This window comes from Paraburkholderia sp. MM5496-R1, assembly GCF_050436205.1.
GTDB classification, from domain to species: Bacteria; Pseudomonadota; Gammaproteobacteria; order Burkholderiales; family Burkholderiaceae; genus Paraburkholderia; species Paraburkholderia tuberum.
The window spans coordinates 3,015,659-3,038,904 of record NZ_JBNDLT010000002.1 but is presented as its reverse complement, the minus strand read 5'-3'; the positions used below and the strand labels follow the sequence as shown (position 1 = coordinate 3,038,904).

Annotated in this window: 23 protein-coding genes and 1 pseudogene; 8 read left to right on the top strand and 16 right to left on the bottom strand. The window is 63.7% G+C overall.

Annotated elements, in window-relative coordinates; genetic code table 11:
* Positions 1-5 precede the first annotated feature (5 nt).
* From OKW38_RS21075 to OKW38_RS21040, 8 genes and pseudogenes are all read right to left on the bottom strand, one after another.
* Positions 6-392 (bottom strand): hypothetical protein, encoded by a 387-nt coding sequence (locus OKW38_RS21075; protein ID WP_429363827.1) that lies wholly within the window; start codon positions 390-392, stop codon positions 6-8.
* A 117-nt stretch (positions 393-509) separates the two neighbouring features.
* Positions 510-722, bottom strand: a pseudogene (locus OKW38_RS21070) (endonuclease domain-containing protein); the annotation flags it as partial.
* 5 nt (positions 723-727) lie between these two features.
* Positions 728-1,492, bottom strand: a complete 765-nt coding sequence (locus tag OKW38_RS21065) for a hypothetical protein (RefSeq protein WP_429362921.1) — start codon at positions 1,490-1,492, stop codon at positions 728-730.
* A gap of 192 nt (positions 1,493-1,684) precedes the next feature.
* A complete protein-coding gene (locus OKW38_RS21060) occupies positions 1,685-1,909 on the bottom strand; it encodes a hypothetical protein (protein ID WP_429362920.1) in 225 nt (74 codons plus the stop codon).
* A complete protein-coding gene (locus OKW38_RS21055; RefSeq protein ID WP_429362919.1) occupies positions 1,906-2,097 on the bottom strand; it encodes a hypothetical protein in 192 nt (63 codons plus the stop codon). Before OKW38_RS21055 ends, OKW38_RS21060 begins: the two co-directional genes overlap by 4 nt.
* A 262-nt stretch (positions 2,098-2,359) precedes the next feature.
* On the bottom strand, positions 2,360-3,028 hold the full coding sequence (locus OKW38_RS21050) for a recombinase family protein (protein WP_429362917.1): 669 nt from the start codon (positions 3,026-3,028) through the stop codon (positions 2,360-2,362).
* A 294-nt stretch (positions 3,029-3,322) separates the two neighbouring features.
* A complete protein-coding gene (locus tag OKW38_RS21045) occupies positions 3,323-3,793 on the bottom strand; it encodes a hypothetical protein (protein ID WP_429362916.1) in 471 nt (156 codons plus the stop codon).
* A gap of 529 nt (positions 3,794-4,322) precedes the next feature.
* On the bottom strand, positions 4,323-4,829 hold the full coding sequence (locus tag OKW38_RS21040; RefSeq protein WP_429362915.1) for a hypothetical protein: 507 nt from the start codon (positions 4,827-4,829) through the stop codon (positions 4,323-4,325).
* Positions 4,830-5,418: 589 nt separating this feature from the next.
* Here OKW38_RS21040 and OKW38_RS21035 point away from each other — a divergent pair.
* From OKW38_RS21035 to OKW38_RS21005, 7 genes are all read left to right on the top strand, one after another.
* Positions 5,419-6,717: an HlyC/CorC family transporter gene (locus OKW38_RS21035; protein ID WP_090801938.1), complete on the top strand. Its 1,299-nt coding sequence runs from the start codon at positions 5,419-5,421 to the stop codon at positions 6,715-6,717.
* A gap of 147 nt (positions 6,718-6,864) precedes the next feature.
* Positions 6,865-8,121: a GspE/PulE family protein gene (locus OKW38_RS21030; RefSeq protein ID WP_090801940.1), complete on the top strand. Its 1,257-nt coding sequence runs from the start codon at positions 6,865-6,867 to the stop codon at positions 8,119-8,121.
* Positions 8,118-9,356, top strand: a complete 1,239-nt coding sequence (locus tag OKW38_RS21025) for a type II secretion system F family protein (protein ID WP_429362914.1) — start codon at positions 8,118-8,120, stop codon at positions 9,354-9,356. Before OKW38_RS21030 ends, OKW38_RS21025 begins: the two co-directional genes overlap by 4 nt.
* A gap of 27 nt (positions 9,357-9,383) precedes the next feature.
* The gene (locus OKW38_RS21020) at positions 9,384-10,325 is read left to right on the top strand and encodes a prepilin peptidase (protein ID WP_184058556.1); all 942 of its coding nucleotides are present in this window, start codon (positions 9,384-9,386) and stop codon (positions 10,323-10,325) included.
* A gap of 3 nt (positions 10,326-10,328) precedes the next feature.
* Positions 10,329-10,943: a dephospho-CoA kinase gene (coaE, locus tag OKW38_RS21015; protein WP_429362913.1), complete on the top strand. Its 615-nt coding sequence runs from the start codon at positions 10,329-10,331 to the stop codon at positions 10,941-10,943.
* Positions 10,944-11,131: 188 nt separating this feature from the next.
* A complete protein-coding gene (zapD, locus tag OKW38_RS21010) occupies positions 11,132-11,887 on the top strand; it encodes a cell division protein ZapD (RefSeq protein WP_008921182.1) in 756 nt (251 codons plus the stop codon).
* 123 nt (positions 11,888-12,010) lie between these two features.
* Positions 12,011-12,214, top strand: a complete 204-nt coding sequence (locus OKW38_RS21005) for a DNA gyrase inhibitor YacG (RefSeq protein ID WP_084754177.1) — start codon at positions 12,011-12,013, stop codon at positions 12,212-12,214.
* Between the two features lie 87 nt (positions 12,215-12,301).
* Here OKW38_RS21005 and OKW38_RS21000 read toward each other — a convergent pair whose 3' ends face one another.
* The 4 genes from OKW38_RS21000 to secA all read right to left on the bottom strand — a co-directional run bounded on the left by OKW38_RS21000 (position 12,302) and on the right by secA (position 17,863).
* On the bottom strand, positions 12,302-12,748 hold the full coding sequence (locus OKW38_RS21000; protein ID WP_187610011.1) for an NUDIX domain-containing protein: 447 nt from the start codon (positions 12,746-12,748) through the stop codon (positions 12,302-12,304).
* Complete coding sequence (locus OKW38_RS20995; protein WP_090801949.1) at positions 12,745-13,614, bottom strand: ATP-binding protein; 870 nt, start codon at positions 13,612-13,614, stop codon at positions 12,745-12,747. Before OKW38_RS20995 ends, OKW38_RS21000 begins: the two co-directional genes overlap by 4 nt.
* A 37-nt stretch (positions 13,615-13,651) precedes the next feature.
* Complete coding sequence (gene argJ / locus OKW38_RS20990) at positions 13,652-14,893, bottom strand: bifunctional glutamate N-acetyltransferase/amino-acid acetyltransferase ArgJ (protein WP_429362912.1); 1,242 nt, start codon at positions 14,891-14,893, stop codon at positions 13,652-13,654.
* A 153-nt stretch (positions 14,894-15,046) separates the two neighbouring features.
* Complete coding sequence (secA, locus tag OKW38_RS20985) at positions 15,047-17,863, bottom strand: preprotein translocase subunit SecA (protein WP_090801952.1); 2,817 nt, start codon at positions 17,861-17,863, stop codon at positions 15,047-15,049.
* Between the two features lie 285 nt (positions 17,864-18,148).
* Between secA and OKW38_RS20980 the strand changes: the two genes are divergently transcribed.
* On the top strand, positions 18,149-18,631 hold the full coding sequence (locus tag OKW38_RS20980; RefSeq protein WP_090801953.1) for a DciA family protein: 483 nt from the start codon (positions 18,149-18,151) through the stop codon (positions 18,629-18,631).
* Positions 18,632-18,695: 64 nt separating this feature from the next.
* Here OKW38_RS20980 and lpxC read toward each other — a convergent pair whose 3' ends face one another.
* The 4 genes from lpxC to ftsA all read right to left on the bottom strand — a co-directional run bounded on the left by lpxC (position 18,696) and on the right by ftsA (position 23,220).
* Positions 18,696-19,613: a UDP-3-O-acyl-N-acetylglucosamine deacetylase gene (gene lpxC / locus OKW38_RS20975; RefSeq protein ID WP_090801955.1), complete on the bottom strand. Its 918-nt coding sequence runs from the start codon at positions 19,611-19,613 to the stop codon at positions 18,696-18,698.
* Positions 19,614-19,899: 286 nt separating this feature from the next.
* Positions 19,900-20,403, bottom strand: coding sequence for a peroxiredoxin (locus OKW38_RS20970; RefSeq protein ID WP_090801956.1), 504 nt, complete (start codon positions 20,401-20,403; stop codon positions 19,900-19,902).
* 265 nt (positions 20,404-20,668) lie between these two features.
* Complete coding sequence (ftsZ, locus tag OKW38_RS20965) at positions 20,669-21,871, bottom strand: cell division protein FtsZ (protein ID WP_090801959.1); 1,203 nt, start codon at positions 21,869-21,871, stop codon at positions 20,669-20,671.
* Positions 21,872-21,987: 116 nt separating this feature from the next.
* Positions 21,988-23,220, bottom strand: a complete 1,233-nt coding sequence (gene ftsA / locus OKW38_RS20960) for a cell division protein FtsA (protein ID WP_008921172.1) — start codon at positions 23,218-23,220, stop codon at positions 21,988-21,990.
* Positions 23,221-23,246: the final 26 nt, after the last annotated feature.

Below are 23,246 nucleotides of genomic sequence, written 5' to 3'. Positions count from 1 at the left end.
CCTGCTCACGCTGCCTGCTCCGCTTGACTAAAGCTCCCGGTACCCGGCGCACCTGAGCGCGGGCGCGCAGCGCCCACGCCTTCTGAGCGCGCCCACGCGTTCGGATACGCCCGCGCCAGCGTCTCGATGATCAGCCTCTGCGCCCTGCCTCCATCCGGCGTCACCGACTTACCGCATGCCAACAGGTACTGCCCGTTTGCCTTCACCGTGGTCCATAGCAGCGGCTCGAAAGCAGGACAGCCGCGCCACCGCATAACCACCAGCGCATTACATGCCACCAGCAGCGCATCCGGTCGCCTGCCCCGCCCCTGCTGCTCGTACTTCGTCAGCATCTCCCCGGCCTGCTCGGCCCACACATCCCACGTCGGCCAGTACCGTTTCTCCAGCACCATCGCTCGCTGCCCGTAGCTCAGACTCCCTCGCGGCCTCACCCTGCGACCCTTCTCGTACCGCCCAATCACGGCCACGCCATCCTCGCCCCGCTTCAGTGCCGCCCAGTACGCGCCCTCGAACGTGTTGCATCCGTGGCAAAGGACGCCTCTCGGCATCCCCGTCTCGTGGCAATGGTCGCTCTTGGCGTCGCTCAGTTTGAGCGCGCATCCGCACACCGTGCACCGCTTACCCTGCAACGCCCACATAATCTCCCTGTGCTCGGCAACGAATCGCCCAGCGTAGTGCTTAGTATCACTAATCGTCAAAGGCGCGCTCCCTCGCGCATCCATCGTCATCATCTCGTTTTCTTCCTCGCCGGTCCCCCAGCCTTAATCTTTCTTCCCGGCTTATCACCGGTCCTCGGCACGGCCCACAATGGCGCCCTGCCCTCTGCCATCGTCCACAGCCGCACCGCTTCACGCTGCTCCGCCGTCTTCTTCAGCGCCTCGAACGTCTGCCGCGCCTTCCACACCGTGCCGAACCTATGCGCCTTGTCGTCCGCTGGCGGCGTTCGCTTCGACAAGCTCAAGCCCTTGCCCCGGCTACTCGTCTGCTTCGGTCGCATGAACTCCGGCCACCGATCCCAGCCACGGACCTCACCGAAGCACGCGGACGTGATACGCCGCCATACCGTGCGCTGCTCCCAGCTAAGCCCTTCCCACTCAGCCGCCAGCTCCGGCTTCATCCACGGGTGCACCTCCGCGCTCGCGTACGAATCGGCACGCCATAGCGCATTGCGCACGCGACTTTCTCTCTCGGCATCCCACCGCTTACCGCGCCGCTCACGCCGAATCGGCTCACCGCCCCAAACCTCAGCATCAGCTTGCAGTGGCAACGCCATAGCGGCCTGCTCACGCGCCCGCATCTCCCGGCCTAGCATGTACGCTTCACGCTGGCGCTGCATCTCAAGCACAAGCGCCACGGTCATCAGCCCCGGATTGCCACGCCTGCCAGCACGCGCCGCCAGCCGCTTAACCTCGTACGCCTTCGCATGAATGCCCGGAACCCGGACACCCCCGTCACTCCGCCCGTACGCGTTCATCAGCAGAAGCACGCTCATGGCGCGCCCGATACGAATGATTTTTGAAGCACACCGGGCACAGCACGCGCCCGCTCAACAGCTCAGCCCTACGCGGCGACAGAAGCCGCCCACAGCAGCCGCACATTCCCTGCTGCTTCCCATGCACCGCCAGCATCGCGGCGAGAATCGACGGCTCCGCCTTCGCCAAGCCGTACATCCGGCTAGACACCTTCATACGCCATCCCTCGCCATCCGCACTGCCTGCCTTGCCATGTTCAATTCCTCCCTCATGAATGCCTGAAGCTCGGCGCGGTACATCTGCCGCACCTTCTCCGGGTCCGTCATCCGTTGCGTTCGCCGCGCCAGCCTGTCCAGCTCCCGAGTCATGCTCTTGCCGATTGCCTGCGTAGTCCGCAGCGCCTCGGCGGCGCAAATCTCGAACTCGCTCCGGTTCATCGTTGCTCACCTTGCTTGCGTGCGCCCGCCTCACGCTTCGGCAGGGTGCGGGCCAGATACGTCGGCAGCGAGCCAGTGCTCAACTCAATGCCTGCGCGCAACGCGGCCAACGCGCCCTTGTTCGCACGCGCCATGAATCTGGCTGCAAGCTCGCGAGCCTCTCGGTTCGTTTCCAGTGGATGCTGCATGTGTCCTCCTTACTGTTGTGATGCATGGTTGAAATAGAGCCACGCTGAATCAGCGTTTCCTCTTCTGTTGTAGTGTCATGAAATTGGATTACACCTACCGGCGCAACAATCCAGCCGCTCCCCTCGCATGGCGGCTCTCTGTCTGTAGAGTCGACCGAATTGGCTTACCTGTGTCCTGTAGGCGACCGAAATCGCCGCCGCAGAAACGACAAGGGCCAGCCCAAAGGCCAGCCCCGTTATTCCCATGCGCCCCGCTCGTGCCTTACTGCACGGCTTCTCCCTGCTCCGGTGCATACCCAGCCTCAACTCGCGCCGCCTCTGCCCACGGCGCTCCGCTGTCGCGTGCGGCTATCAGGGTCGTCCGGTTGATCCCCAGCGCCTTTGCCGTGGCGCTGACGTTGCCCGTCTCGCTCAGCATCCTGAACGCCTGCACAAGCGTGTCGTGTGCAATGCTGGGCTTGCGCCCCAATGAGTCCTTGCCCTTGTGCGTCCGGCCGGTTGCTTCGAAGTGGCGGCGCGCTGTCTCCCTACCGTTCGCTGTGTTCTCCTCAATCTTGGCGCGCTGCATGTCCGCTACCTGAGCCAAAATCCCGACGACCAGCCGCCCGAACGCATCCGGCGCGATCTCACCAAGACCATGCACGTTCAGCCTGACGCCCCGGTCGATCAGGTCGCGCACCGTGCTTTGCACGTCGATTGCGTCGCGCCCCAGTCGGTCAATGGCGAAGACATGCAACACGTCACCCTTGCGGATGAATTCGAGTATCGAACCAAGGCCCGGACGCTTCGCCGCAGGTACCAGCCCACTCACGCCCTCGTCCTTGCGCTCAACATCGAACTTGATCGCGCCCTTGTCGGTGAGAACGTCGCGCTGTGCTTCGATGCTCTGGTCCTTCGAGCTAACCCTGTAATACGCCCAATGCTGAGACATGCTGTCGCTCCATGCGTCGAGAAGATACAGCCATCGTAGTTGACAGTCATCAATGCGTCAACTGTATCTTCCTGACATCACAGCACGGCACGCCAAAGCCTGCCCGCCAACCGTCAGCATCTTATAAGTTCACGACACATGAGCCGCAGCGCGAGCCACGCTGTCGGGCAGCATTCGCGCATGGTCGAAAGCAATCCCCGCGTGCCATTCAACGGGGGGTGGTCACACGGGGGCACTATGCAAGCGGGCGGGCGCTGTAGGGCCGCGCAGATAAGCCCAGCAAAATTGGGGCGGCTATTTCGGCGGCGCGTCCGGGCTCCCCATCGCCCTTTCGGCATCGTGCGCCCGCACGGCACTCGCTTCGTCTGTGGTTCCCCATACCGGCGCGTCAGCCCTCGGGGAATAGACATCTAAAGCTGCGTCTGCCGCCGCGTACGTCCTCATGCCCAAAAGAATCCCTTGGTGTTCAAAGACGGTCATAACAAGCGTCATCTCTTTCGCGAGAGACTTGACCGGTTCGGAATACTGCTCCCCATCTTCAATTCGGCCAAAGTAGGCCAGCGAGTCGTCGTGTGAGTATTCCCGTTTCGGAAACCTGTTGTCTCGCAAGAACCGCAGCAGCATGTCGGTAACAGCCTTCTTGCCGTACAGCCGCCATGACAGGACGCTACCCAATGTGTCGATGAGAGCAAACAATAGCCGGATGGCGATGAGCGCCAACAGGGCGGTCCAGAATTGGCGCGCCGTCCCATCAACGAACTTCATGTACGCCCACGACAGAAATACGTATGGAACGAATGAGAGTAGCGCCGTAATGATGTGCGTCCGTGCATTGCCCATTTTCTTCCCCGCAGTGGGAGCTTGCCAGCACTGGCCGTCAGTATGTCACCACCAACCTCCGAGAATCTTCGGGCCACCTACGGCGGCAACCCTTCGCCGCATCCCTATGATGGCCCCGTATTCCTTGCTGTCCGATCCGATCATAAACCGTAGCGCGTTCCGCACAAACGGTCTCGCATGAACCTTCAGCTAGAATGTGCCGTGGTAGGTAGAGCGTCGCCGCCCCGGCTTTGAGCGCCTCCCCAAAGGAGGATTGCCCATGACGCGCTCTCGATACAACGGCCCTATCTGTCCGAAGTGTGGGCGCACAGCGACGTTCGAACCGCTCAGCAAAGATCCACGGACCCAGCAGGCGGTCTATCGGTGCGGCCAGTGCAATCGCACGGTTACCGAAAAGGACTTCAACGAGTTCCGCGCTCGCACCGACTAGGTCTTAAATTCGGGACAGCGCGGGTCACAGCCCGCCCGTGCCACCGCTTATCCGGTTGGCATAGGGCAGCCTGTCCCCGTGGTGCTCCCGAAAGCGTTCAATAAGGCCAGCTTCCGCAGTAGCCGCCGCTTCGCCGTTGCACACGCTCCAACGCACAAGTAGTTGCTCCCAGTCAGGGATGTGCCAGAGCAGCCGACCGCCCCGGTGGCCGACATCCTTGCCGTAGGCGAACTGTACTAGCTGGCGCACGCGCTGTCGGAGACCGTTCCGACCCGCAGCTTTCCCAATGTAGACAACGGTTGCATCGTGCACCCATGCGCCGCTGACGATCTCCTCGGCGTAGCTTGGGTCGAGCCCCTTAAAGTGCCCAGCCTTACTAGCGGGCAAAAATGGTGGAACGCCCGACGCTGCTCGAATGACAACGTAGACACCGGGAGCGGTCGGAACATCGCGACAGTTCGTCTCGCTCAGCCCCTTGACCGAATTGCCGGTAACAAACGAGTTCAGGTCAATGCCGTCAATGGTGTCCATGTCGTCCCCTTCGTGGTTCGGTCCGCGCTTCATCCCGTCGCGGAAAGCATACTCAATCGGCGGCTCCCCAGCGACGCCTAGCGGGTCAGCAATACCTGAGCGCACCAGCAGGATGCACCTTCGTGCTTACGAGATTAAGCGAGACAGCACAGGGGGCCATAGCAGCGGATGACGCGCCCGAACGGCCTCGGGGAAATCTCCCTCGAATTTCAGCCCGCCAGTTTGGTAGACTGTCGGTTAGCCGCACCTTCGGGTGCTACACAACCGCATCCCACAGCGGGCAGCGGCCAGCGTCAGAGCCTTACGGGACGGCCCTCAGAGGGAATCGAATCCTCTCACCCCGACCAGATTCTCCTTGTTAGCTCAAGGTTCAAAACCGCCGCAGCGTTGCTGGGCGGTTTTTTGTTTTGCGCGGCGCTTTTTTCGTTGCTCTCGTCCTGCCCTTCGCCGCTTTCTTTCCTCCGGCTCGCCAGGCACAGCGCGTACGTTGCCGCGTTGTCGTCCTAGCGGCGTCAGCCGTCATCCACACCGGAGCGCGCGGCCCCCTCTGCTATATTCTCTCCATCCTTTCCCTTATTTTTCACGACGCGTGGAACAACTTCCCTTATGGGCGCAGATCGGCGCCGTCCTTCTGCTACTTGTCTGCTCCGCCTTCTTTTCCATTTCCGAGACAGCGATGATGGCGCTCAATCGTCATCGCCTCAAACATCTCGCCAGCAAAAACACGCTCGGCGCAAAGACGACTCAGGGCCTGCTCGCAAAAACCGATCAGCTGCTCGGCGTGATCCTCATCGGCAACAACCTGTTCAACACGATCATTCCGGTACTGACGACATCGCTCGCGCTGCATACGTTCGGCCGCAATAGCCTCGTGCTGTCGATCGCGACCGGTATCGTCGCGTTCCTCATTATCGTGTTCGCGGAGATCACACCGAAGATCGTCGGCGCGACGTTTCCCGAGAAAATCGCGCTACCCGCGAGCCTGCTGATCGCGCCGTTGATGCGCGTCGCGAGACCACTGATCTGGTTTGTCAACCTGTTCGCGACCGGCATCCTGCGCGTGCTGCACATCAACACGAAGGGCGCGCGCGACCAGCGGCTGTCCACCGAAGAACTGCGCACCATCGTGCTCGAGTCGGGAAGCTTCATGCCCACCAAGCACCGCAGCATCCTGCTGAACCTGTTCGACCTCGAAAACATCTCCGTCGATGACGTGATGATCCCGCGTCGCCGTATCGAGGCCCTCGACTTCGATGCCCCGTTCGAACAGATCCTGCATCAACTGGAGACCTGCTATCACAACAAGCTGATCGTCTACCAGGGCGACATCGACCGCGTGCTCGGTGTGCTGCACGTGCGCAAGACGCTGTCAGCGCTGCACAACCAGGAGCTCGAGCGCGATACCTTGCGCGAGCTGCTCGCCGAGCCGTACTTCGTGCCAAGCGGCACGCCGGTGTTCCAGCAGCTGCAATACTTTCAGGAGAGCCGGCAACGCATCGCGCTCGTCGTCAACGAATACGGCGAACTGCAAGGCCTCGTCACACCGGAAGACATCATCGAGGAACTGATCGGCGAATTCACCACGTCGATTCCGCGTAGCGCCAGCTCGCGCGGCGGCTGGAACGAGGCGGGCGAATGCATCGTCGCGGGAAGCATGCCGTTGCGCGAGCTGAACCGCTGGCTGCAACTGGGGCTACCCACCGATGGCCCCAAAACGCTGAACGGCCTGATTCTCGAAATCCTCGAAGACATCCCCGACGGCGACGTCTGCGTCCACATCGGAGACACCAAGCTCGAAGTGATGCGCAGCGACGATCAGGCGATCCGCACCGTCAAGCTTTTCAAACCGCCGTCGCGCACGAAGGCCGGTAAAGCACGGTCAGGGTGAACTTCGCGCCGCCGCACGCTGATTTACGGTCAGCATCGCACAGGCTCGCGAAACGCGCCATTAGCCGAATGGCCGAATGGCATTCGGACGCCCGCAACCGGAAGATGAAGCCGTCATGTTCTAAAGGCGGCTCATCACCGGTCTCTCATGCAAACACCTTTTGCCACCGCCGCGGCATTGCCGCGCCCACTCGCTATCGACGGCGAATCCAGCGCAACGAGTCTGAACGATCCCGACAACGCCCCAGCCGTGCGTCTGTTGACCGACACGTTGCACGAAGCGACGCGGCGCAATGCGTCGGATATCCACATCGAGCCGGCCGAGCATGGCTGGCGTGTGCGCCTGCGTATCGACGGCGTGCTGCATGAAATCCCGCGGCCGCCCGCCCATCTGCGCGACGCGTTCGTCACGCGTGTGAAAGTGCTCGCGCGCATGGACATCGCCGAGCGACGCGTGCCGCAGGACGGCCGGCTACGCCTCGCGACGTCGCCAGGGCGGCTCGAGGATTACCGCGTCAATTCGCTGCCGACACTGTTCGGCGAAAAGCTCGTGCTACGACGGCTCGACGCGTTGCCCGCCGATCTTTCGCTCGATTCGCTCGGCCTCGATCCGCGGCAGCGCGAAGCCGTCGACGCCGCGATCCGCGCGCCGCACGGTCTGATGCTCGTCACCGGACCGACGGGCAGCGGCAAGACACTATCGCTGTACTGCTTCCTGAACCTGCTGAACGGCGAGGCACGCAACCTCTGCTCGGTAGAAGACCCAGCCGAGATCCAGCTGGCCGGCATCAACCAGGTCAGCGTGCGCGAAAAAGCCGGACTGACTTTCGCGGTCGCGCTGCGGGCTTTTCTGCGTCAGGACCCGGACGTGATCATGGTCGGCGAAATCCGCGACAACGAAACCGCCGACGTTGCCGTGAAGGCCGCCCAAACCGGTCACCTCGTGCTGTCCACGCTGCATACGAACGACGCGCCCGCGGCCATCGCGCGGCTCATCGACATCGGTGTCGAGCCGTACAACCTTGCCGCCGCGCTGCGCATGGTGACCGCGCAGCGGCTGGTGCGGCGACTGTGCGTCGCATGCCGCGCGCCCGCGCCGCATTCGCCGGCGGCACTCCACGCCGCGGGCTTTGGCGAACATGAGCTCGACGGCTGGCAACCGTATGCGGCGACCGGCTGCGCGGTTTGTCATGGCATCGGCTATCGGGGGCGCGTCGGCATTCATCAGGTGATGCCCGTCTCCGACGCGATGCGTGAGCAGATCGTCGCAAGCGCGGGCGCGCACGAGCTGGCGCGCCTCGCGCAGATGGAACAGGTCGCGACGTTACGCGACGCGGCGCTTGCGCGCGTGCGCGACGGCACCACGAGTCTCGCCGAAGCGCTCGCCGCCACGGAGGTCGCATGAGTACCGCCGCGCTGTCACCAACCCGGTCCGTCTCAGCCGACCTACGCTTCAGATGGCGCGGCGTCGACGCGGACGGCACGCGCCAAAGCGGCACGCTGATCGCGCCCGACGTGAGCGCCGCACGCACGATGCTCAAACGCGACAACCTCTTTATCGTCGAACTCGCAACGCAAGGGCCGGCACCACGCCCGAAGACGAGCGCGGCCGCTGTCACGCTGTTCACGCGACAACTGTCCAGTCTGCTGCGTGCTGGATTGGCGCTCGCGCCCGCGCTCGAACTACTCGCCCAGGCGTCGACGTCGGGTCAGCGGCAAGGCATGCCGCGCATCGTCGGCACTATCGCGCGCGACATCACCGCCGGCCTGCAGTTTTCGGCGGCCTTGCAGCGGCACCCGGCGCAGTTCAATGCGCTGTATTGCCAGCTCGTCGAGGTGGGCGAAACGGCGGGCGCGCTCGTCACCGTGCTCGCCCGCCTCGCCGACGATCGCGAACGCGCCGCTGCGCAGCGCGCGAAGGTGCGCGCGGCTCTCACCTATCCAGCCGCGATCCTGCTGCTCGCGCTCGCGATAACTGCCGCATTGCTGGTGTGGGTCGTGCCGACGTTCAAGCAGATCTTCGATGGCTTCGGCGCGAAGCTGCCCGCGCCGACGCAGTTCGTGCTGGCGCTCTCGGCGGCCGCCGCGCGCTGGAGTGTGCCGCTGTTCATACTGATGCTCGCAATGAGCTCGGCCATCACGCTCGTGCTGCGTCGTTCGGTAGGCGCGCGCATCCGCTTCGCGCGCCTGTCGCTCGACCTGCCGGTGGCCGGCCCGCTGCTGCGCACGCTGTGCGCGGCGCGCTGGAGTCGCGCGCTTGGCACCTTGCTGTCCGCCGGCACGCCGCTCGCCGACGCATTCGATTCGCTCACTCAGGCGACCGGCAATGCCTTCTTCGATCGCGCGACGGCAAGCATCGCCATCAGATTGCGGCGCGGCGAACGGCTCGCCGCGGCTATGCTCGCGGCCCGCTGCTTTCCTCCCGAAGTCGTGCAGCCCGTTGCGGTCGCGGAGGAATCCGGCGCGCTCGACAGCATGCTGCTCGATGTCGCGTCGCTTGCGGATCGCCAGGTCGACGACAGGATCGGCACGCTATCGAGCCTGTGTGAACCGCTCGTGATCGTCGTGCTCGGCACACTGGTCGGCGGCCTCGTCATCGCGATGTATCTTCCCATTATTCAACTCGGCAACGTGGTGTAGCATCGCAGCCGAATCCACTTCGTCACCATGCAGGCTCCTCTTCCGCTCGTGTCACAAACTTCCTCCAGCCTGCTCGCGGGCTTACTGCCCGGCCGCTTTGCCAGCGACATCGGCCTCGCGCTCGCGAGCCTGCCCGCCGGCGTGCAGATCGCATTCGCGATCGTGCTTGGCCTCGTGATTGGCAGCTTCCTGAACGTGGTCGTGCATCGACTGCCGATCATGCTCGAGCGTGCATGGCGCGCCGAAATCAGCGAGACCACCGACGTGCCGCCGCCCGACCACGGACTGCCCGCGCGCTACAACCTGTGGGTGCCGCGCAGCGCGTGCCCGCATTGCGGCCATGTGCTGAGCGCGTGGGAAAACTTGCCGGTGCTGAGCTACCTGCTGTTACGCGGCCGTTGTTCCGCGTGCGGCACGCATATCAGCGCACGCTATCCGCTGCTCGAAATCGCGAGCGCCGCTTTCGCGGCAGGCGCACTGATAGCGTTCGGCCCAACGCTGATGGCACTCGCCGCGTTCGGCCTGTGCGCGACGTTGCTCGCGATGAGCGCGATCGACGTCGACACGCATTTGCTGCCCGACTCGTTGACGCTGCCGCTGTTGTGGGCCGGCCTGATCGTCAATTTCAATGGCATGTTCACGAATCTGCATGATGCGGTGCTCGGCGCTATCTTCGGATATCTGGCGTTGTGGGCCGTGCATTGGGCGTTCAAGCTCGTGCGTGGTATCGAAGGCATGGGCTATGGCGACTTCAAGCTGCTCGCCGCGCTCGGCGCGTGGCTCGGCTGGCCCGCGCTGCCGCAGATCGTGCTGGTCGCCGCGGTGGCCGGTGCCGTGATCGGCCTCGCGGCGACGTGGCGCGGCCGAATGCGCTTCGAGGAGCCGCTGCCGTTCGGGCCGTTTCTCGCGGCGGGCGGTGTGTTGACGCTGTTTGCCGGCACGCCGCTTTATCTGGCTCTGGGGGGCTGAACCATGTTCGTTGTGGGACTCACTGGCGGCATCGGCAGCGGCAAATCGACGGTGGCCGATCTGTTCGCCGCGCGCGGCGTGCCGCTCGTCGACACGGACGTGATCGCGCATCGCATCACCGCGCCGCATGGCCTCGCAATGCCGCACATCGCCGCCGCATTCGGCGCGCAATTCGTCGCCGCCGACGGCTCCCTCGATCGCGCGCGCATGCGCACGCTCGTGTTCAGCGACGAGACCGCACGCAAACGTCTCGAAGGCATCACGCATCCGCTGATTCGCGCGGAAACCGAGCGCGAAGAGCGCGAAGCGAAAGGACCGTATGTGATCGTCGTGGTGCCGTTGCTGGTCGAGTCCGGGACCTGGAAGAACCGCGTGAATCGCGTGCTCACCGTCGATTGCAGCGTCGACACGCAGATCGCGCGTGTGATGAACCGCAACGGCTTCAGCCGTGAGCAGGTGCTTGCGATCATCGCACGCCAGGCCACGCGCGAAGCGCGGCTCGCCGCCGCCGACGACGTGATCGTCAATGACAATGCGCCGCTCGAAGAACTCGAGGCGCAGGTGGACGCTCACCATCAAGCCTATCTGTCGCTGGCGAAGGGCGATGCCGAGTTGTAGCGCGCGCAGACGGGTCGTCACCGACACATTGAACTCTGCGCGCACGCGGGAGCCGAAGCGCTCACAACACCGGGAACTCACAAAAAAGTTGCGAAAGCGCGCAGAAAAAGTGCGTGATTGCCTGGGTAGTCCCACGGCATTAGAATGTTTTGCATTCCTGTCACCGACCACGCCCGAGGCGAGCCCGCTTGATCCTTTACGAGTACCCCTTCAATGAGCGAATCCGGACGCTGTTGCGGCTCGAAGATCTGTTCGAGCGCTTCACGTTCTTTCTGACTCAGGAAGACGCGCGGGAACATCACGTCGCACTGACAACGCTGTTCGAAATCTCCGAAGTGGCGGGCCGCGCGGATCTGAAATCGGATCTGATGAAAGAGCTCGAGCGGCAGCGGCAAACGCTCGCGCCATTTCGCGGCAATCCGGGCATCGAGCAGAACGCGCTCGAAGCGGTGCTCGGCGAAATCGAGCAGACGCTTGCGGGGCTCACGCAGATGCAAGGCAAGACCGGCCAGCATCTTGCAGACAACGAGTGGCTCGCGAGCATTCGCAGCCGCGCAATCATCCCCGGTGGTACCTGCAAATTCGACCTGCCCTCGTATTACGCGTGGCAACAGTTGCATCCCGATCAGCGTCGCCAGGACATCGCCAAGTGGGTGACACCGCTTTTGCCGCTGCGCGACGCGGCCACCATCGTGCTGCGGCTCGCGCGTGAGTCGGGCCAGGCGTCGAAGGTGATGGCGATGCAAGGCAGCTATCAGCAAATGCTGTCGGGCCGCTCGTATCAATTGATGCAGGTTCGCGTCGCTCCCGAATTGCGCGTGATTCCCGAAGCGAGCGCCAACAAGTACATGCTGTGGGTGCGCTTTACGGTGCAGGACGGCGATCTGCGGCCGCGCGCGGTCGACGTCGACGTGCCGTTCCAACTCACGCTCTGCAGCCTGTAATCGCCTGTCAATCACCGCCGCATTGAGCAGCGCACACCGGATTTGACCGAACGCGCCTTTGAACCGGCGCGAAATAGCCCTATATTCGTTACTTGTTCCGTTTGCGATTGACCGTCCGACCGTATGCCTACCGTCGTCAAATGTCCTACCTGCGGTAAAGATGTCCGCTGGACCTCCGAGAGCCGCTTCCGTCCGTTCTGCTCCGAGCGCTGCAAACAGACCGATCTGGGCGCATGGGCCGCCGAAAAATACAGGATTGGCGGCAACGAACAGGAAGGATCTTCGTCCGAAGAGGAAACGCCGCGCGGCGACTACAACCCGCACTGAGCGAGTCAGTAAAAAAGCCACGCGAACCGGCGCTGCCGATACAGCGCCCGCTACCGCGTGGCTTTTTCAGTCACTGCCTTCAATCAATCACTTCTTCTCAGCCGCGAGCCACTCCAGCACCGGGATCGTGGCCGGCAGCAACGGCGAGACATCCGCAGGCAAGCTCTGCCAGACGAAGGCCTGGCCTTCACGCCCGTGCGGCTCGCCCGACCACTGTGTCACCTTGCAGAAGAAGAGGCGCACATAGGCGTGCGGATAATCGTGTTCGAGCGTATGCCACAGATGGCTCGCCTCGACCTCGATTCCCAGCTCCTCGTGCAGTTCGCGCGCGAGCGCGGCCTCGACCGATTCGCCCGCTTCGAGCTTGCCGCCCGGAAACTCCCAGTAGCCCTCGTACGGCTTGCCCGTCGGACGCTGCGCGAGCAGATAGCGCCCATCCGGCTGCACCAGCACGCCAACCGCGACTTCGGTGACCGGACGGCCCGCGCCGTTGGCGCCGACGCTATGGCCGGCGCTTTTGTTAGCGTCGCTCATGCCGGCGTCTTACGGCCGGACCAGTCGCGCGCGAACTGCCATGCGACCCGTCCCGAGCGCGAGCCACGTTCGAGCGCCCACACGAGCGCATCGCCGCGCGCCGATTCGATCTCGGCGTCGTCGCAACCGAAATGGCGCAGCCAGTGCGCGATGATCGTCAGGTAGTCGTCCTGCTTGAACGGATAGAAGCTGACCCACAGCCCGAAACGCTCGGACAGCGAAATCTTCTCTTCGACCAGTTCACCCGGATGAATCTCGCCGTCCGAAGTGTGCTTGTACGTCTCGTTGTCGCTCATGTACTCGGGCAGCAGATGGCGGCGGTTCGACGTCGCATAGATCAGTACGTTGTCGGACTGCGCGGCCACCGAGCCGTCGAGCGCGACCTTCAGCGCCTTGTAGCCCGACTCGCCTTCTTCGAACGACAGGTCGTCGCAGAACACGACGAAGCGCTCCGGCCGCTTCGCGATCAGATCGACGATGTCGCCGAGGTCGTGCAGATCGTCCTTGTCCACTTCGATCAGGCGCAGGCCGTCTTTCGCATACGCGTTCAGGCACGCCTTGATCAGCGACGACTTGCCGGTACCGCGCGCGCCCGTCAGCAGCACGTTGTTGGCCGGCTGACCGCGCACGAACTGGCGCGTGTTCTGTTCGATCAACCCCTTCTGGCGATCGATGTTCTGCAAGTCGTCGAGCGTGATCGGCGAAATGGCATGCACCGGCTGCAAGTAGCCGCGACCCTGGCGCTTGCGCCAGCGGAAAGCGACCGCGGCCGACCAGTCGATGTCCGGCGCGGCGGGCGGAAGCATCGCTTCCAGGCGGCCGAGCACGGCTTCGGCCCGGTTCAGAAACTGTTCGAGTTTGTCCATGGTGAGTAGGCGGCCCGTGGCCGCGCTTTAAAGCTGATTACGAGCGGTAGTCGGCGTTGATGCTCACGTAGTCGTGCGACAGATCGCAGGTCCAGATCGTGGCTTGCGCATTACCGCGGCCGAGCACGACGCGAATGCCGATCTCGCTTTTTTTCATCACGCGCTGGCCGTCTTCTTCGCGGTAGGCCGGGTTGCGTCCGCCGGCAGTCGCGACCAGCACGTCGTCCAGATACAGATCGATCTTGCCGACGTCGAGATCGTCAACGCCGGCATAGCCGATGGCCGCGAGAATACGGCCGAGGTTCGGGTCCGATGCATAGAAGGCCGTCTTGACAAGCGGCGAGTGGCCGATCGCGTAGGCGATCTGGCGGCATTCGCCGACGCTCGAGCCGCCTTCGACATGCACGGTCATGAATTTGGTCGCGCCCTCGCCGTCGCGCACGATCAGTTGCGCGAGGTTCTGCGCGACCTCGGTCACCGCGTCGCGCAGCGCTGCATAAGCGGGCGAATCGGTGGACGTGATCGCGGGCAGGCTCGATTTGCCCGACGCGATCAGGATGAACGAATCGTTGGTCGACGTATCGCCATCGATCGTGATGCAGTTGAACGAGCGATCCGCGACGTGCTTCACGAGCTCGTCGAGGACCGGCTGCGCGACGGCTGCGTCGAACGCGAGGAAGCCGAGCATGGTCGCCATGTTCGGCTTGATCATGCCGGCGCCCTTGCTGATGCCGGTCACCGTGACCGTGTGACCGTCGATCGTGACCTGGCGCGAGCTCGCCTTCGGCAGCGTGTCGGTCGTCATGATCGACTGCGCCGCGTCGTACCAGTTCGCTTCCTTGCGGTTCGCGAGCGCGGCCGGCAAGCCCGCCTTCAGACGATCGACCGGCAGCGGTTCGAGAATCACGCCCGTCGAGAACGGCAGCACCTGCTCGGGCACGATGTCGGCGAGACGCGCGAGTTCCGCGCAGGTTTCGCGCGTCGCGGCGAGGCCCGGCTCACCGGTGCCCGCGTTCGCGTTGCCGGTGTTGATCACCAGCGCGCGAATCGGCTTGCCGCCCACGCGCACGCGCTGCAGGTTCTCGCGGCAGACCGTGACGGGCGCCGCGCAGAAGCGGTTCTGCGTGAACACGCCGCCTACCGTCGCGCCTTCGTCGACGGAAATGACGAGCACGTCCTTGCGGTTCGGTTTGCGGATATTCGCTTCCGCCCAGCCTAGCGTGACGCCGGCGACGGGGTGGAGTTGAGCGGGATCGATCGAGGGAAAGTTGACAGCCATGGTCGCGACCTGTCGAAGAAAATGCCGGCGGACGCCGGCATCGGGGAAACGGAACTGATGACCCGGGTGTGTTGCCGGGTCACCCGCGAAATCAAAACGGCCAAACGGCGCTTAAAAACGACACGGCGCGCCCGGAAGCGCGCCGCATCGCCATCAGGCGATCTTGCCGTGGCACTGCTTGTACTTCTTGCCGCTGCCGCACGGGCACGGGTCGTTGCGGCCGACCTTCGGCACGTTGTCGGCATTCATGTGCACGGCCGCCTGCGGCGCTGCGCCGTGGCCGTGGCTCATCGCGTCGCCGATCATCGCGGCGGTGGCCGCTTCGGCCGCGACCGGCGCGGCGGCGCCGGCTTCCGCGAACTCGGCATGACGGAACTCGACGTTCTCCAGATGACCGCCCTGCTCTTCCATCTGCTCCGCGGCCGCTTCGAGCTGCTCCGGCGACTGGATCTGCACGTTCATCACGATGCGCGTGACTTCGAGCTTCACGGCGTCGAGCATCGCGGCGAACAGTTCGAACGCCTCGCGCTTGTATTCCTGCTTCGGGTTCTTCTGCGCATAGCCGCGCAGATGGATGCCCTGACGCAGATGATCGAGCGCGGCCAGATGCTCGCGCCACGCGCGGTCGAGCGTCTGCAGCATGATCGAGCGCTCGAACGCGCTGAACGATTCGCGGCCGACCAACTGGACCTTCGCCTCGTACCCTTCGTCCGCGGCGGCCTCGACCGCTTCGAGAATCTCTTCCGCGCTGATCGAGTTCGACTCGTTGATCATTTCCTGAATCGCGAGGTCGAGCTGCCATTCGTTGCGCAGCACTTCCTCGAGCTCGGGCACGTCCCACTGCTCTTCGATGCTGCCCACCGGCACGAACTGATGCACGATGTCGCCGACCACGCCGTGACGCATCGCGCTGATGGTCTCGGTGATGTCGTTCGCTTCGAGCAGTTCGTTGCGCTGCTGGTAGATCACCTTGCGCTGGTCGTTCGATACGTCGTCGTATTCGAGCAATTGCTTACGAATATCGAAGTTGCGCGCCTCGACCTTGCGTTGCGCCGATTCAATCGAGCGCGACACGATGCCTGCTTCGATCGCCTCGCCTTCCGGCATCTTCAGGCGGTCCATGATCGCGCGCACGCGGTCGCCCGCGAAAATGCGCAGCAGCGGATCTTCCAGCGACAGATAGAAGCGCGACGAACCCGGGTCGCCCTGACGGCCCGCACGGCCGCGCAGCTGGTTGTCGATCCGGCGCGACTCGTGACGTTCGGTGCCGATGATGTGCAGACCGCCCGCGGCCTTCACCTGGTCGTGCAGCGTCTGCCATTCGTCGTGCAGCTTCTGGATGCGGCGCTGCTTTTCGTCGGCGGCGAGCGTTTCGTCCTGCTCGATGAACGACGCCTGCTTCTCCGCGTTGCCGCCGAGCACGATGTCCGTACCACGGCCGGCCATGTTGGTCGCGATCGTGACGCGCTGCGGACGGCCCGCTTCGGCGACGATCTCCGCTTCGCGCGCGTGCTGCTTCGCGTTCAGCACTTCGTGCGGCAAGCTGACCTGCTTCAGCAGATGCGACAGCAGCTCCGAGTTCTCGATCGACGTCGTGCCAACCAGCACCGGCTGACCTCGTTCGAAGCACTCGCGAATGTCGCGGATCACCGCGTCGTAGCGTTCCTTCGCGGTCTTGTAGATCTGATCCTGCTTGTCGATCCGCTTCGGCGGACGGTTGGTCGGGATCACGACCGTTTCGAGACCGTAGATCTCGTTGAATTCGTACGCTTCGGTGTCGGCCGTGCCGGTCATGCCGGCCAGCTTCGCGTACATGCGGAAGTAGTTCTGGAACGTGATCGATGCGAGCGTCTGGTTCTCGCTCTGGATCTTCACGTGTTCCTTCGCCTCGACCGCCTGGTGCAGACCGTCAGACCAACGGCGGCCGGCCATCAGACGGCCGGTAAATTCGTCGACGATGATCACTTCGCCGTTCTGCACGACGTAGTGCTGATCCTTGAAGAACAGCGTGTGCGCGCGCAACGCCGCATACACGTGGTGCATCAGCGTGATGTTCTGCGGCGCGTACAGGCTTTCGCCGTCGCCGATCAGGCCCCACTCGGAGAGCAGGCGCTCGGCCTTTTCGTGGCCCGACTCGGTCAGGAAGACCTGACGGCCTTTTTCGTCCAGCGTGTAGTCGCCCGGCTTCTCGACGCCGGTGCCGTCCGCCTTCTCTTCGCCGATCTGGCGCTCGAGCAGCGGCGGCAACGCGTTCATGCGCACGTAGAGTTCGGTGTGATCTTCGGCCTGGCCGGAGATGATCAGCGGCGTACGCGCTTCGTCGATCAGGATCGAGTCCACCTCGTCGACGACCGCGAAGTTCAGGCTACGCTGCACGCGCGCGTCGGTCTCGTAGACCATGTTGTCGCGCAGGTAGTCGAAGCCGAATTCGTTGTTGGTGCCGTAGGTGATGTCGGCGGCGTAGGCTTGCTGCTTCGCCGTGTGCTCCATCTGCGACAGGTTGATACCGACCGACAGACCGAGGAAGTTGTAGAGACGCGCCATCCATTCGGCGTCGCGCTGCGCGAGGTAGTCGTTGACCGTGACCACGTGGACGCCGCGGCCCGACAGCGCGTTCAGGTAGACCGGCAGCGTCGCGACGAGCGTCTTGCCCTCGCCGGTGCGCATTTCGCTGATCTTGCCGTAGTGCAGCGCCATACCGCCGATCAGCTGCACGTCGAAGTGGCGCATCTTCAGCACCCGCTTGCTGGCCTCGCGGCAGACCGCGAACGCTTCCGGCAGGATCTTGTCGAGCGATTCGCCGCTCGCGACGCGCTGGCGGAATTCACCCGTTTTGGCGCGCAGTTGGTCATCCGTCAATTGCTCGATCTGCGGCTCGAGCGCATTGATCGCCGCGACGGTCTTTTGATATTGCTTGACTAGCCGCTGATTACGGCTGCCAAAAATCTTCTGTAGAAAACCGGTGGTCATCGGATCGGTGTCTGCGTCGCGGCTTCGGCTGGCTCGCGGTATGCACTATGCGCATACCGCGCCTAGGTCGGAAAGTCCTCGGCGGCTTAGTCCAAGTGTGAATTCGAATCGGGCATTTTAGCACGCGCCTCCGGCCGCGCTCGTGTCGCAGGCGTGACGGCGCCGGCCTCCGCCAGCCCCGCCCGGCAACCTCCGGCGCGGCGCGGACCGACTTCGCGAGCTGCCCGCGCGGTACAATCGCGGCGTGAGCGCGCATGGGGCGAGCTCACGTCGTCAATCCCAAACATGAGCCGTTTTTCGTCCTTTTCAAGGCCGCCGAAGCAGTTCGATCGGCGCCGTCCGCAACCGCTTGCCGAGGTACTCGGCCGCACGGACGCGTTCGCTGCGCTGCGCGCAGGCGTCGAGCAGATCGCCGCGCTCGAGAAGGATCTGCGCGAGCTGCTGCCCGATTATCTGGCGACGAGCGTCGAGCCTGGCTTCATCAAGGAGGGCGTGCTGGCCCTGTTCGCCGCGCACAACGCGCTCGCGGCGCGTCTGCGGCATCTAGAGCCGCGGCTGCTGGCGGATTTGCAGCAGCGCGGCTGGCCCGTGCAGGCGCTGAAGATTCGCGTGCGGCCGCAGCCGCTGAAAGAACCGCCGCCCGTAAAACAAGCGCGCATGACACCGGCGGGCGCCGCCGCACTGCAGGCGTTGAGCGAATCGCTTGAGCCTTCGCCGTTGCAGGAGGCGCTCGCGCGCATGGCCGCGCGGCATCGGCGCAATCGCTGAACGCTCGACGAAAAAAAACGGCCCCGAGGGGCCGTTTTTCATTCGCTTGCCCGTTACGCTGGCTTTATGCGAACGCAGTCTGCGTCTCGTACGCGAAGCCGCGCGGGGCCTTCTGCGTGTCGTCGAAAGTGACGATTTCGTACGAGTCTTCGTGCGCGAGCAACTCACGCAGCAACGCGTTGTTCAGACCGTGGCCCGACTTGTACGCGGTGTACGACGCGAGCAGCGGGTGGCCGACCACGTACAGGTCGCCGATGGCGTCGAGCATTTTGTGCTTGACGAACTCGTCGTCGTAACGCAAGCCGTCGTTGTTCAGGATGCGATACTCGTCGAGCACGATCGCGTTGTCCATGCTGCCGCCGCGCGCGAGGCCAAGCTCACGCATCATTTCCACTTCGTGCGCGAAGCCAAACGTGCGGGCACGCGCGATTTCGCGCACGTACGACGTGTTGGCGAAATCCACTTCCAACGCCTGACCGGTTTTGTCCACGGCCGGGTGACGGAAGTCGATCGTGAATTTGAGCTTGAAACCGAAGTACGGATCGAGGCGCGCGAACTTGTCGCCGTCACGGATTTCGACCGGCTTCGTGACCTTGATGAATTTCTTCGGCGCGTTCTGCTCTTCGATACCCGCCGACTGGATCAGGAACACGAACGAACCCGCACTGCCATCCATGATCGGGATTTCCTCGGCGGTGACGTCGACGTAAAGATTGTCGATGCCAAGACCGGCGCAGGCGGACATCAGATGCTCAATGGTCGACACGCGCGCGCCGTCTTTCTGCAACACGGAAGCCAGACGCGTATCGCCAATCGCCAGCGCCGACGCAGGAATGTCCACCGGCGTGGGCAAATCCACGCGCGAAAAAACGATGCCAGTGCCCGGCGCCGCCGGGCGGAGCGTCAAATTGACTTTACGGCCGGAGTGCAGCCCGATGCCGACAGTCTTGACGATCGATTTAATTGTGCGCTGCTTCAACATGGTGGCATTCTGTTCGATTGAAAATCCCAATCAGGATTTTTTATTTCATAGCGCGAATTATACTCCAATCCCCAGACCAGCGTCTTTGCGGGGAACGTGACAATCTGTTTCGCTGCATTACCCACTGGGCTCCCCGACGGAAAGCGTGACGGGCCGATGCCCCGGAACGGAGGCGTTTCCGGTCATCGGCCCGCGTAACGGCCTGTCACAAAAGCGTCGTAATCACCGTTGCCGTAACGCCACGCGGAATAAGCGCAGGGTCGCGACGAAGGTGCGACGTCAGCAACTAGCTCAACGTGGCGAGAATACTCGCTGCATCGCTGACTTCGAATTTGCCGGCAGCCTCGACATTCAGCGTCTTGACCACGCCGTCGTCGATCACCATCGCGTAGCGCAGGGAACGGATCCCCATGCCGCGCGCCGACAGATCCTGCTCCAGACCAAGCGCCCGTGTGAAAGCCGCACTACCGTCCGCCATCATGCGCACCTTGCCCGAGGTGTGCTGATCGCGTCCCCACGCGCCCATGACGAACGCGTCGTTGACGGACACGCACCAGATTTCGTCGATGCCGGCAGCGCGCAACTGCTCGGCATGCTCGACATAGCCCGGTACATGTTTGGCCGAACAGGTCGGCGTGAACGCGCCGGGCAATCCGAAGATCACCACGCGCTTGCCCGCCGTCTGCTCGTGCACGTCGAAACTGTTCGGTCCGATCGTGCAGCCCGCCCGGTCGTCTTCGACGTACTCGAAGAGCGTCGCGTCGGGCAACTTTTCACCTTCCTTGATCATGCTCAGTCCTTTGCATCGATGCGAAGCACGCTCGCACGTCCTCGTGTCGCAGTGAATTTCGGTTCGGCCCATTCAACTATAAGCCAACGCCGTTCGGCGGCAGCCACTTCGTCCGCTTCGCGAATCCGCAGAGGGCAGTTGCCCCTGCCGCGAATCAGACGATAAGCGACCTGCTTGCCGTTCACCCGCCACGCTCGTGCGTTCGTCCGCCAGCGCTGCATCTGCGACCTTACTCGCAACGCGGCAACGAAGCCTGCCCGTGCGCTCAGTCCGCCTGCTTGCGCAGGAATGCCGGAATGTCGTACGTATCGACGCCCTTTTCCTGCAGCGCCTGCACGTGCGAGGCCGCCGTGTCGCGCGAGGTGCGCCACACTGCCGGCGTATCGAGCGCGCCGTAGTCGGCCGTGCTGGCGTGGCCTGCCGCCGGTGCGTACGCCGCATGCGTCATCGCGCCGATCGGCTGGTTGTCGGTGCCGGTGCGCAGCAGCGTCATCGGTGCAGATTGCTGCTTCTTCGCCGCGCGGCCGAGGCCCGTCGCGACGACCGTCACGCGCAGCGCGTCGCCCATCGCGTCGTCGTACACGGCGCCGAAGATCACCGTGGCATCTTCCGCGGCATAGCTCTTGATCGTGTTCATCACTTCGCGCGTTTCCGACAGACGCAGCGAACGGCTCGACGTGATGTTGACCAGCACGCCACGCGCGCCCGACAGATCGACGCCTTCCAGCAGCGGGCTCGCGACGGCCTGTTCGGCCGCAAGACGCGCGCGATCGACGCCGGCAACCGTCGCCGTGCCCATCATCGCCTTGCCCTGCTCGCCCATCACGGTCTTCACGTCTTCGAAGTCGACGTTGACGAGACCGTCGACGTTGATGATTTCCGCAATGCCCGCGACCGCGTTGTTCAGAACGTCGTCAGCGCACTGGAAGCACTTGTCCATCTCGGCGTCGTCGCCCATCACCTCGAACAGCTTATCGTTCAGCACGACGATCAGCGAGTCGACGTGATCCTCCAGTTGCTGCGAACCGGCTTCCGCCACGCGCATACGCTTGCCGCCTTCGAATTCGAACGGCTTGCTGACGACGCCAACGGTCAAAATACCCATTTCCTTCGCGATCTGCGCGACGACCGGTGCCGCGCCCGTGCCGGTACCGCCACCCATGCCGGCGGTGATGAACACCATGTGCGCGCCGCGCAGTGCGTCGGCGATACGCTCGCGTGCTTCTTCAGCGGCGGCGTGCCCCATTTCCGGCTTGGCGCCCGCGCCCAGACCCGTGTTGCCGAGCTGGATCACCGCGGTGGCGCGCGAACGCGACAGCGCCTGCGCGTCCGTGTTCATCACGATGAAGTCGACGCCTTGCACGCCTTTGTTGATCATGTGCTGAACGGCATTGCCGCCAGCGCCACCGACTCCGACGACCTTGATGATCGTGCCGCTCGTTTCGGTTTCCAGCATCTGGAATTCCATGTTGCCTCCGTCAAGATAAAAAGTTACCGCCACTCGGCGTTATCCGGCAGGAGATCGGGCAACCCCCTGTCGCGCGCCGGCCGCCGGCACCAGCGCGAATTTCTCGAAACCCGTGGTCAGAAGTTGCCGAGGAACCAGTCCTTCATGCGCGAGAACACCTGTCCCATCGACCCCGACTGCACCGCAACCTTGCGCCCGCGCATGCGCTGCGAGCGTCCTTCGACGAGCAGACCCATCGCCGTCGAATAGCGCGGATTGCGCACGACGTCGGCGAGACCGCCCGCATACTCCGGCACGCCGATGCGCACCGGTTTCAGGAAAATGTCCTCACCGAGCTCGACCATGCCGATCATCATCGACGCGCCGCCCGTCAGCACGACGCCCGAGCTCAGCAGTTCCTCATAACCCGACTCGCGCACCACCTGCTGCACGAGCGAAAACAGTTCTTCGACGCGCGGCTCGATCACGGCCGCCAATGCCTGGCGCGACAGCGTGCGCGGACCGCGCTCGCCGAGACCCGGCACTTCGATCATCTCGTCCGGATCGGCGAGCGCCTGCTTGGCGATGCCGTAGTCGACCTTGATGTCCTCGGCATCCGGCGTCGGCGTGCGCAGCGCCATCGCGATGTCGCTCGTGATCTGGTCGCCGGCGATCGGAATCACGGCCGTGTGGCGAATCGCGCCTTCGCTGAAGATCGCGATGTCCGTCGTGCCGCCGCCGATGTCGACCAGCACCACGCCCAGTTCCTTTTCGTCTTCCGTCAGCACTGCGAGCGACGACGCGAGCGGCTGCAGAATCAGGTCGTTCACTTCGAGGCCGCAGCGACGCACGCACTTGACGATGTTCTGCGCCGCGCTCACGGCACCGGTCACGATATGCACCTTCACTTCGAGGCGGATGCCGCTCATGCCGATCGGCTCGCGCACGTCTTCCTGACCGTCGATGATGAATTCCTGCGTGAGGATATGCAGCACCTGCTGGTCGGTCGGAATGTTGATCGCCTTCGCGGTTTCGATTACGCGCGCGACGTCGGCCTGCGTGACTTCCTTCTCCTTGATCGCGACCATGCCGCTCGAATTGAAGCTGCGGATATGGCTGCCGGCGATCCCGGTGAACACGTTCGTGATCTTGCAGTCGGCCATCAGCTCGGCTTCCTCGAGCGCGCGCTGAATCGACTGCACGGTGGCTTCGATATTCACCACCACGCCCTTCTTGAGCCCCTTCGATTCGCTCTGGCCGAGACCGATCACCTCGTAGTGACCCTCGCCCTTCAACTCGGCGACGATGGCCACTACCTTCGACGTTCCGATGTCGAGGGCGACCAGCAGATCTTTATAGTCTTTACTCATAGCGTGCTCAGTGCGTGTGATGTCCG

Excerpts from the sequence above, each read along its gene's own strand:
- lpxC (WP_090801955.1), bottom strand. The coding sequence starts at position 19,613 with ATGTTGAAGCAGCGCACAATTAAATCGATCGTCAAGACTGTCGGCATC.
- OKW38_RS21060 (WP_429362920.1), bottom strand. The coding sequence starts at position 1,909 with ATGAACCGGAGCGAGTTCGAGATTTGCGCCGCCGAGGCGCTGCGGACT.
- OKW38_RS20995 (WP_090801949.1), bottom strand. The coding sequence starts at position 13,614 with ATGGACAAACTCGAACAGTTTCTGAACCGGGCCGAAGCCGTGCTCGGC.
- ftsA (WP_008921172.1), bottom strand. The coding sequence starts at position 23,220 with ATGAGTAAAGACTATAAAGATCTGCTGGTCGCCCTCGACATCGGAACG.
- OKW38_RS21040 (WP_429362915.1), bottom strand. The coding sequence starts at position 4,829 with ATGGACACCATTGACGGCATTGACCTGAACTCGTTTGTTACCGGCAAT.
- OKW38_RS21020 (WP_184058556.1), top strand. The coding sequence starts at position 9,384 with ATGCAGGCTCCTCTTCCGCTCGTGTCACAAACTTCCTCCAGCCTGCTC.
- OKW38_RS21065 (WP_429362921.1), bottom strand. The coding sequence starts at position 1,492 with ATGAGCGTGCTTCTGCTGATGAACGCGTACGGGCGGAGTGACGGGGGT.
- OKW38_RS21005 (WP_084754177.1), top strand. The coding sequence starts at position 12,011 with ATGCCTACCGTCGTCAAATGTCCTACCTGCGGTAAAGATGTCCGCTGG.
- OKW38_RS21030 (WP_090801940.1), top strand. The coding sequence starts at position 6,865 with ATGCAAACACCTTTTGCCACCGCCGCGGCATTGCCGCGCCCACTCGCT.
- OKW38_RS20970 (WP_090801956.1), bottom strand. The coding sequence starts at position 20,403 with ATGATCAAGGAAGGTGAAAAGTTGCCCGACGCGACGCTCTTCGAGTAC.
- OKW38_RS21050 (WP_429362917.1), bottom strand. The coding sequence starts at position 3,028 with ATGTCTCAGCATTGGGCGTATTACAGGGTTAGCTCGAAGGACCAGAGC.
- OKW38_RS21045 (WP_429362916.1), bottom strand. The coding sequence starts at position 3,793 with ATGAAGTTCGTTGATGGGACGGCGCGCCAATTCTGGACCGCCCTGTTG.
- secA (WP_090801952.1), bottom strand. The coding sequence starts at position 17,863 with ATGACCACCGGTTTTCTACAGAAGATTTTTGGCAGCCGTAATCAGCGG.
- ftsZ (WP_090801959.1), bottom strand. The coding sequence starts at position 21,871 with ATGGAATTCCAGATGCTGGAAACCGAAACGAGCGGCACGATCATCAAG.
- OKW38_RS21055 (WP_429362919.1), bottom strand. The coding sequence starts at position 2,097 with ATGCAGCATCCACTGGAAACGAACCGAGAGGCTCGCGAGCTTGCAGCC.
- argJ (WP_429362912.1), bottom strand. The coding sequence starts at position 14,893 with ATGGCTGTCAACTTTCCCTCGATCGATCCCGCTCAACTCCACCCCGTC.
- OKW38_RS21075 (WP_429363827.1), bottom strand. The coding sequence starts at position 392 with ATGGTGCTGGAGAAACGGTACTGGCCGACGTGGGATGTGTGGGCCGAG.
- OKW38_RS21025 (WP_429362914.1), top strand. The coding sequence starts at position 8,118 with ATGAGTACCGCCGCGCTGTCACCAACCCGGTCCGTCTCAGCCGACCTA.
- OKW38_RS20980 (WP_090801953.1), top strand. The coding sequence starts at position 18,149 with ATGAGCCGTTTTTCGTCCTTTTCAAGGCCGCCGAAGCAGTTCGATCGG.
- coaE (WP_429362913.1), top strand. The coding sequence starts at position 10,329 with ATGTTCGTTGTGGGACTCACTGGCGGCATCGGCAGCGGCAAATCGACG.
- OKW38_RS21000 (WP_187610011.1), bottom strand. The coding sequence starts at position 12,748 with ATGAGCGACGCTAACAAAAGCGCCGGCCATAGCGTCGGCGCCAACGGC.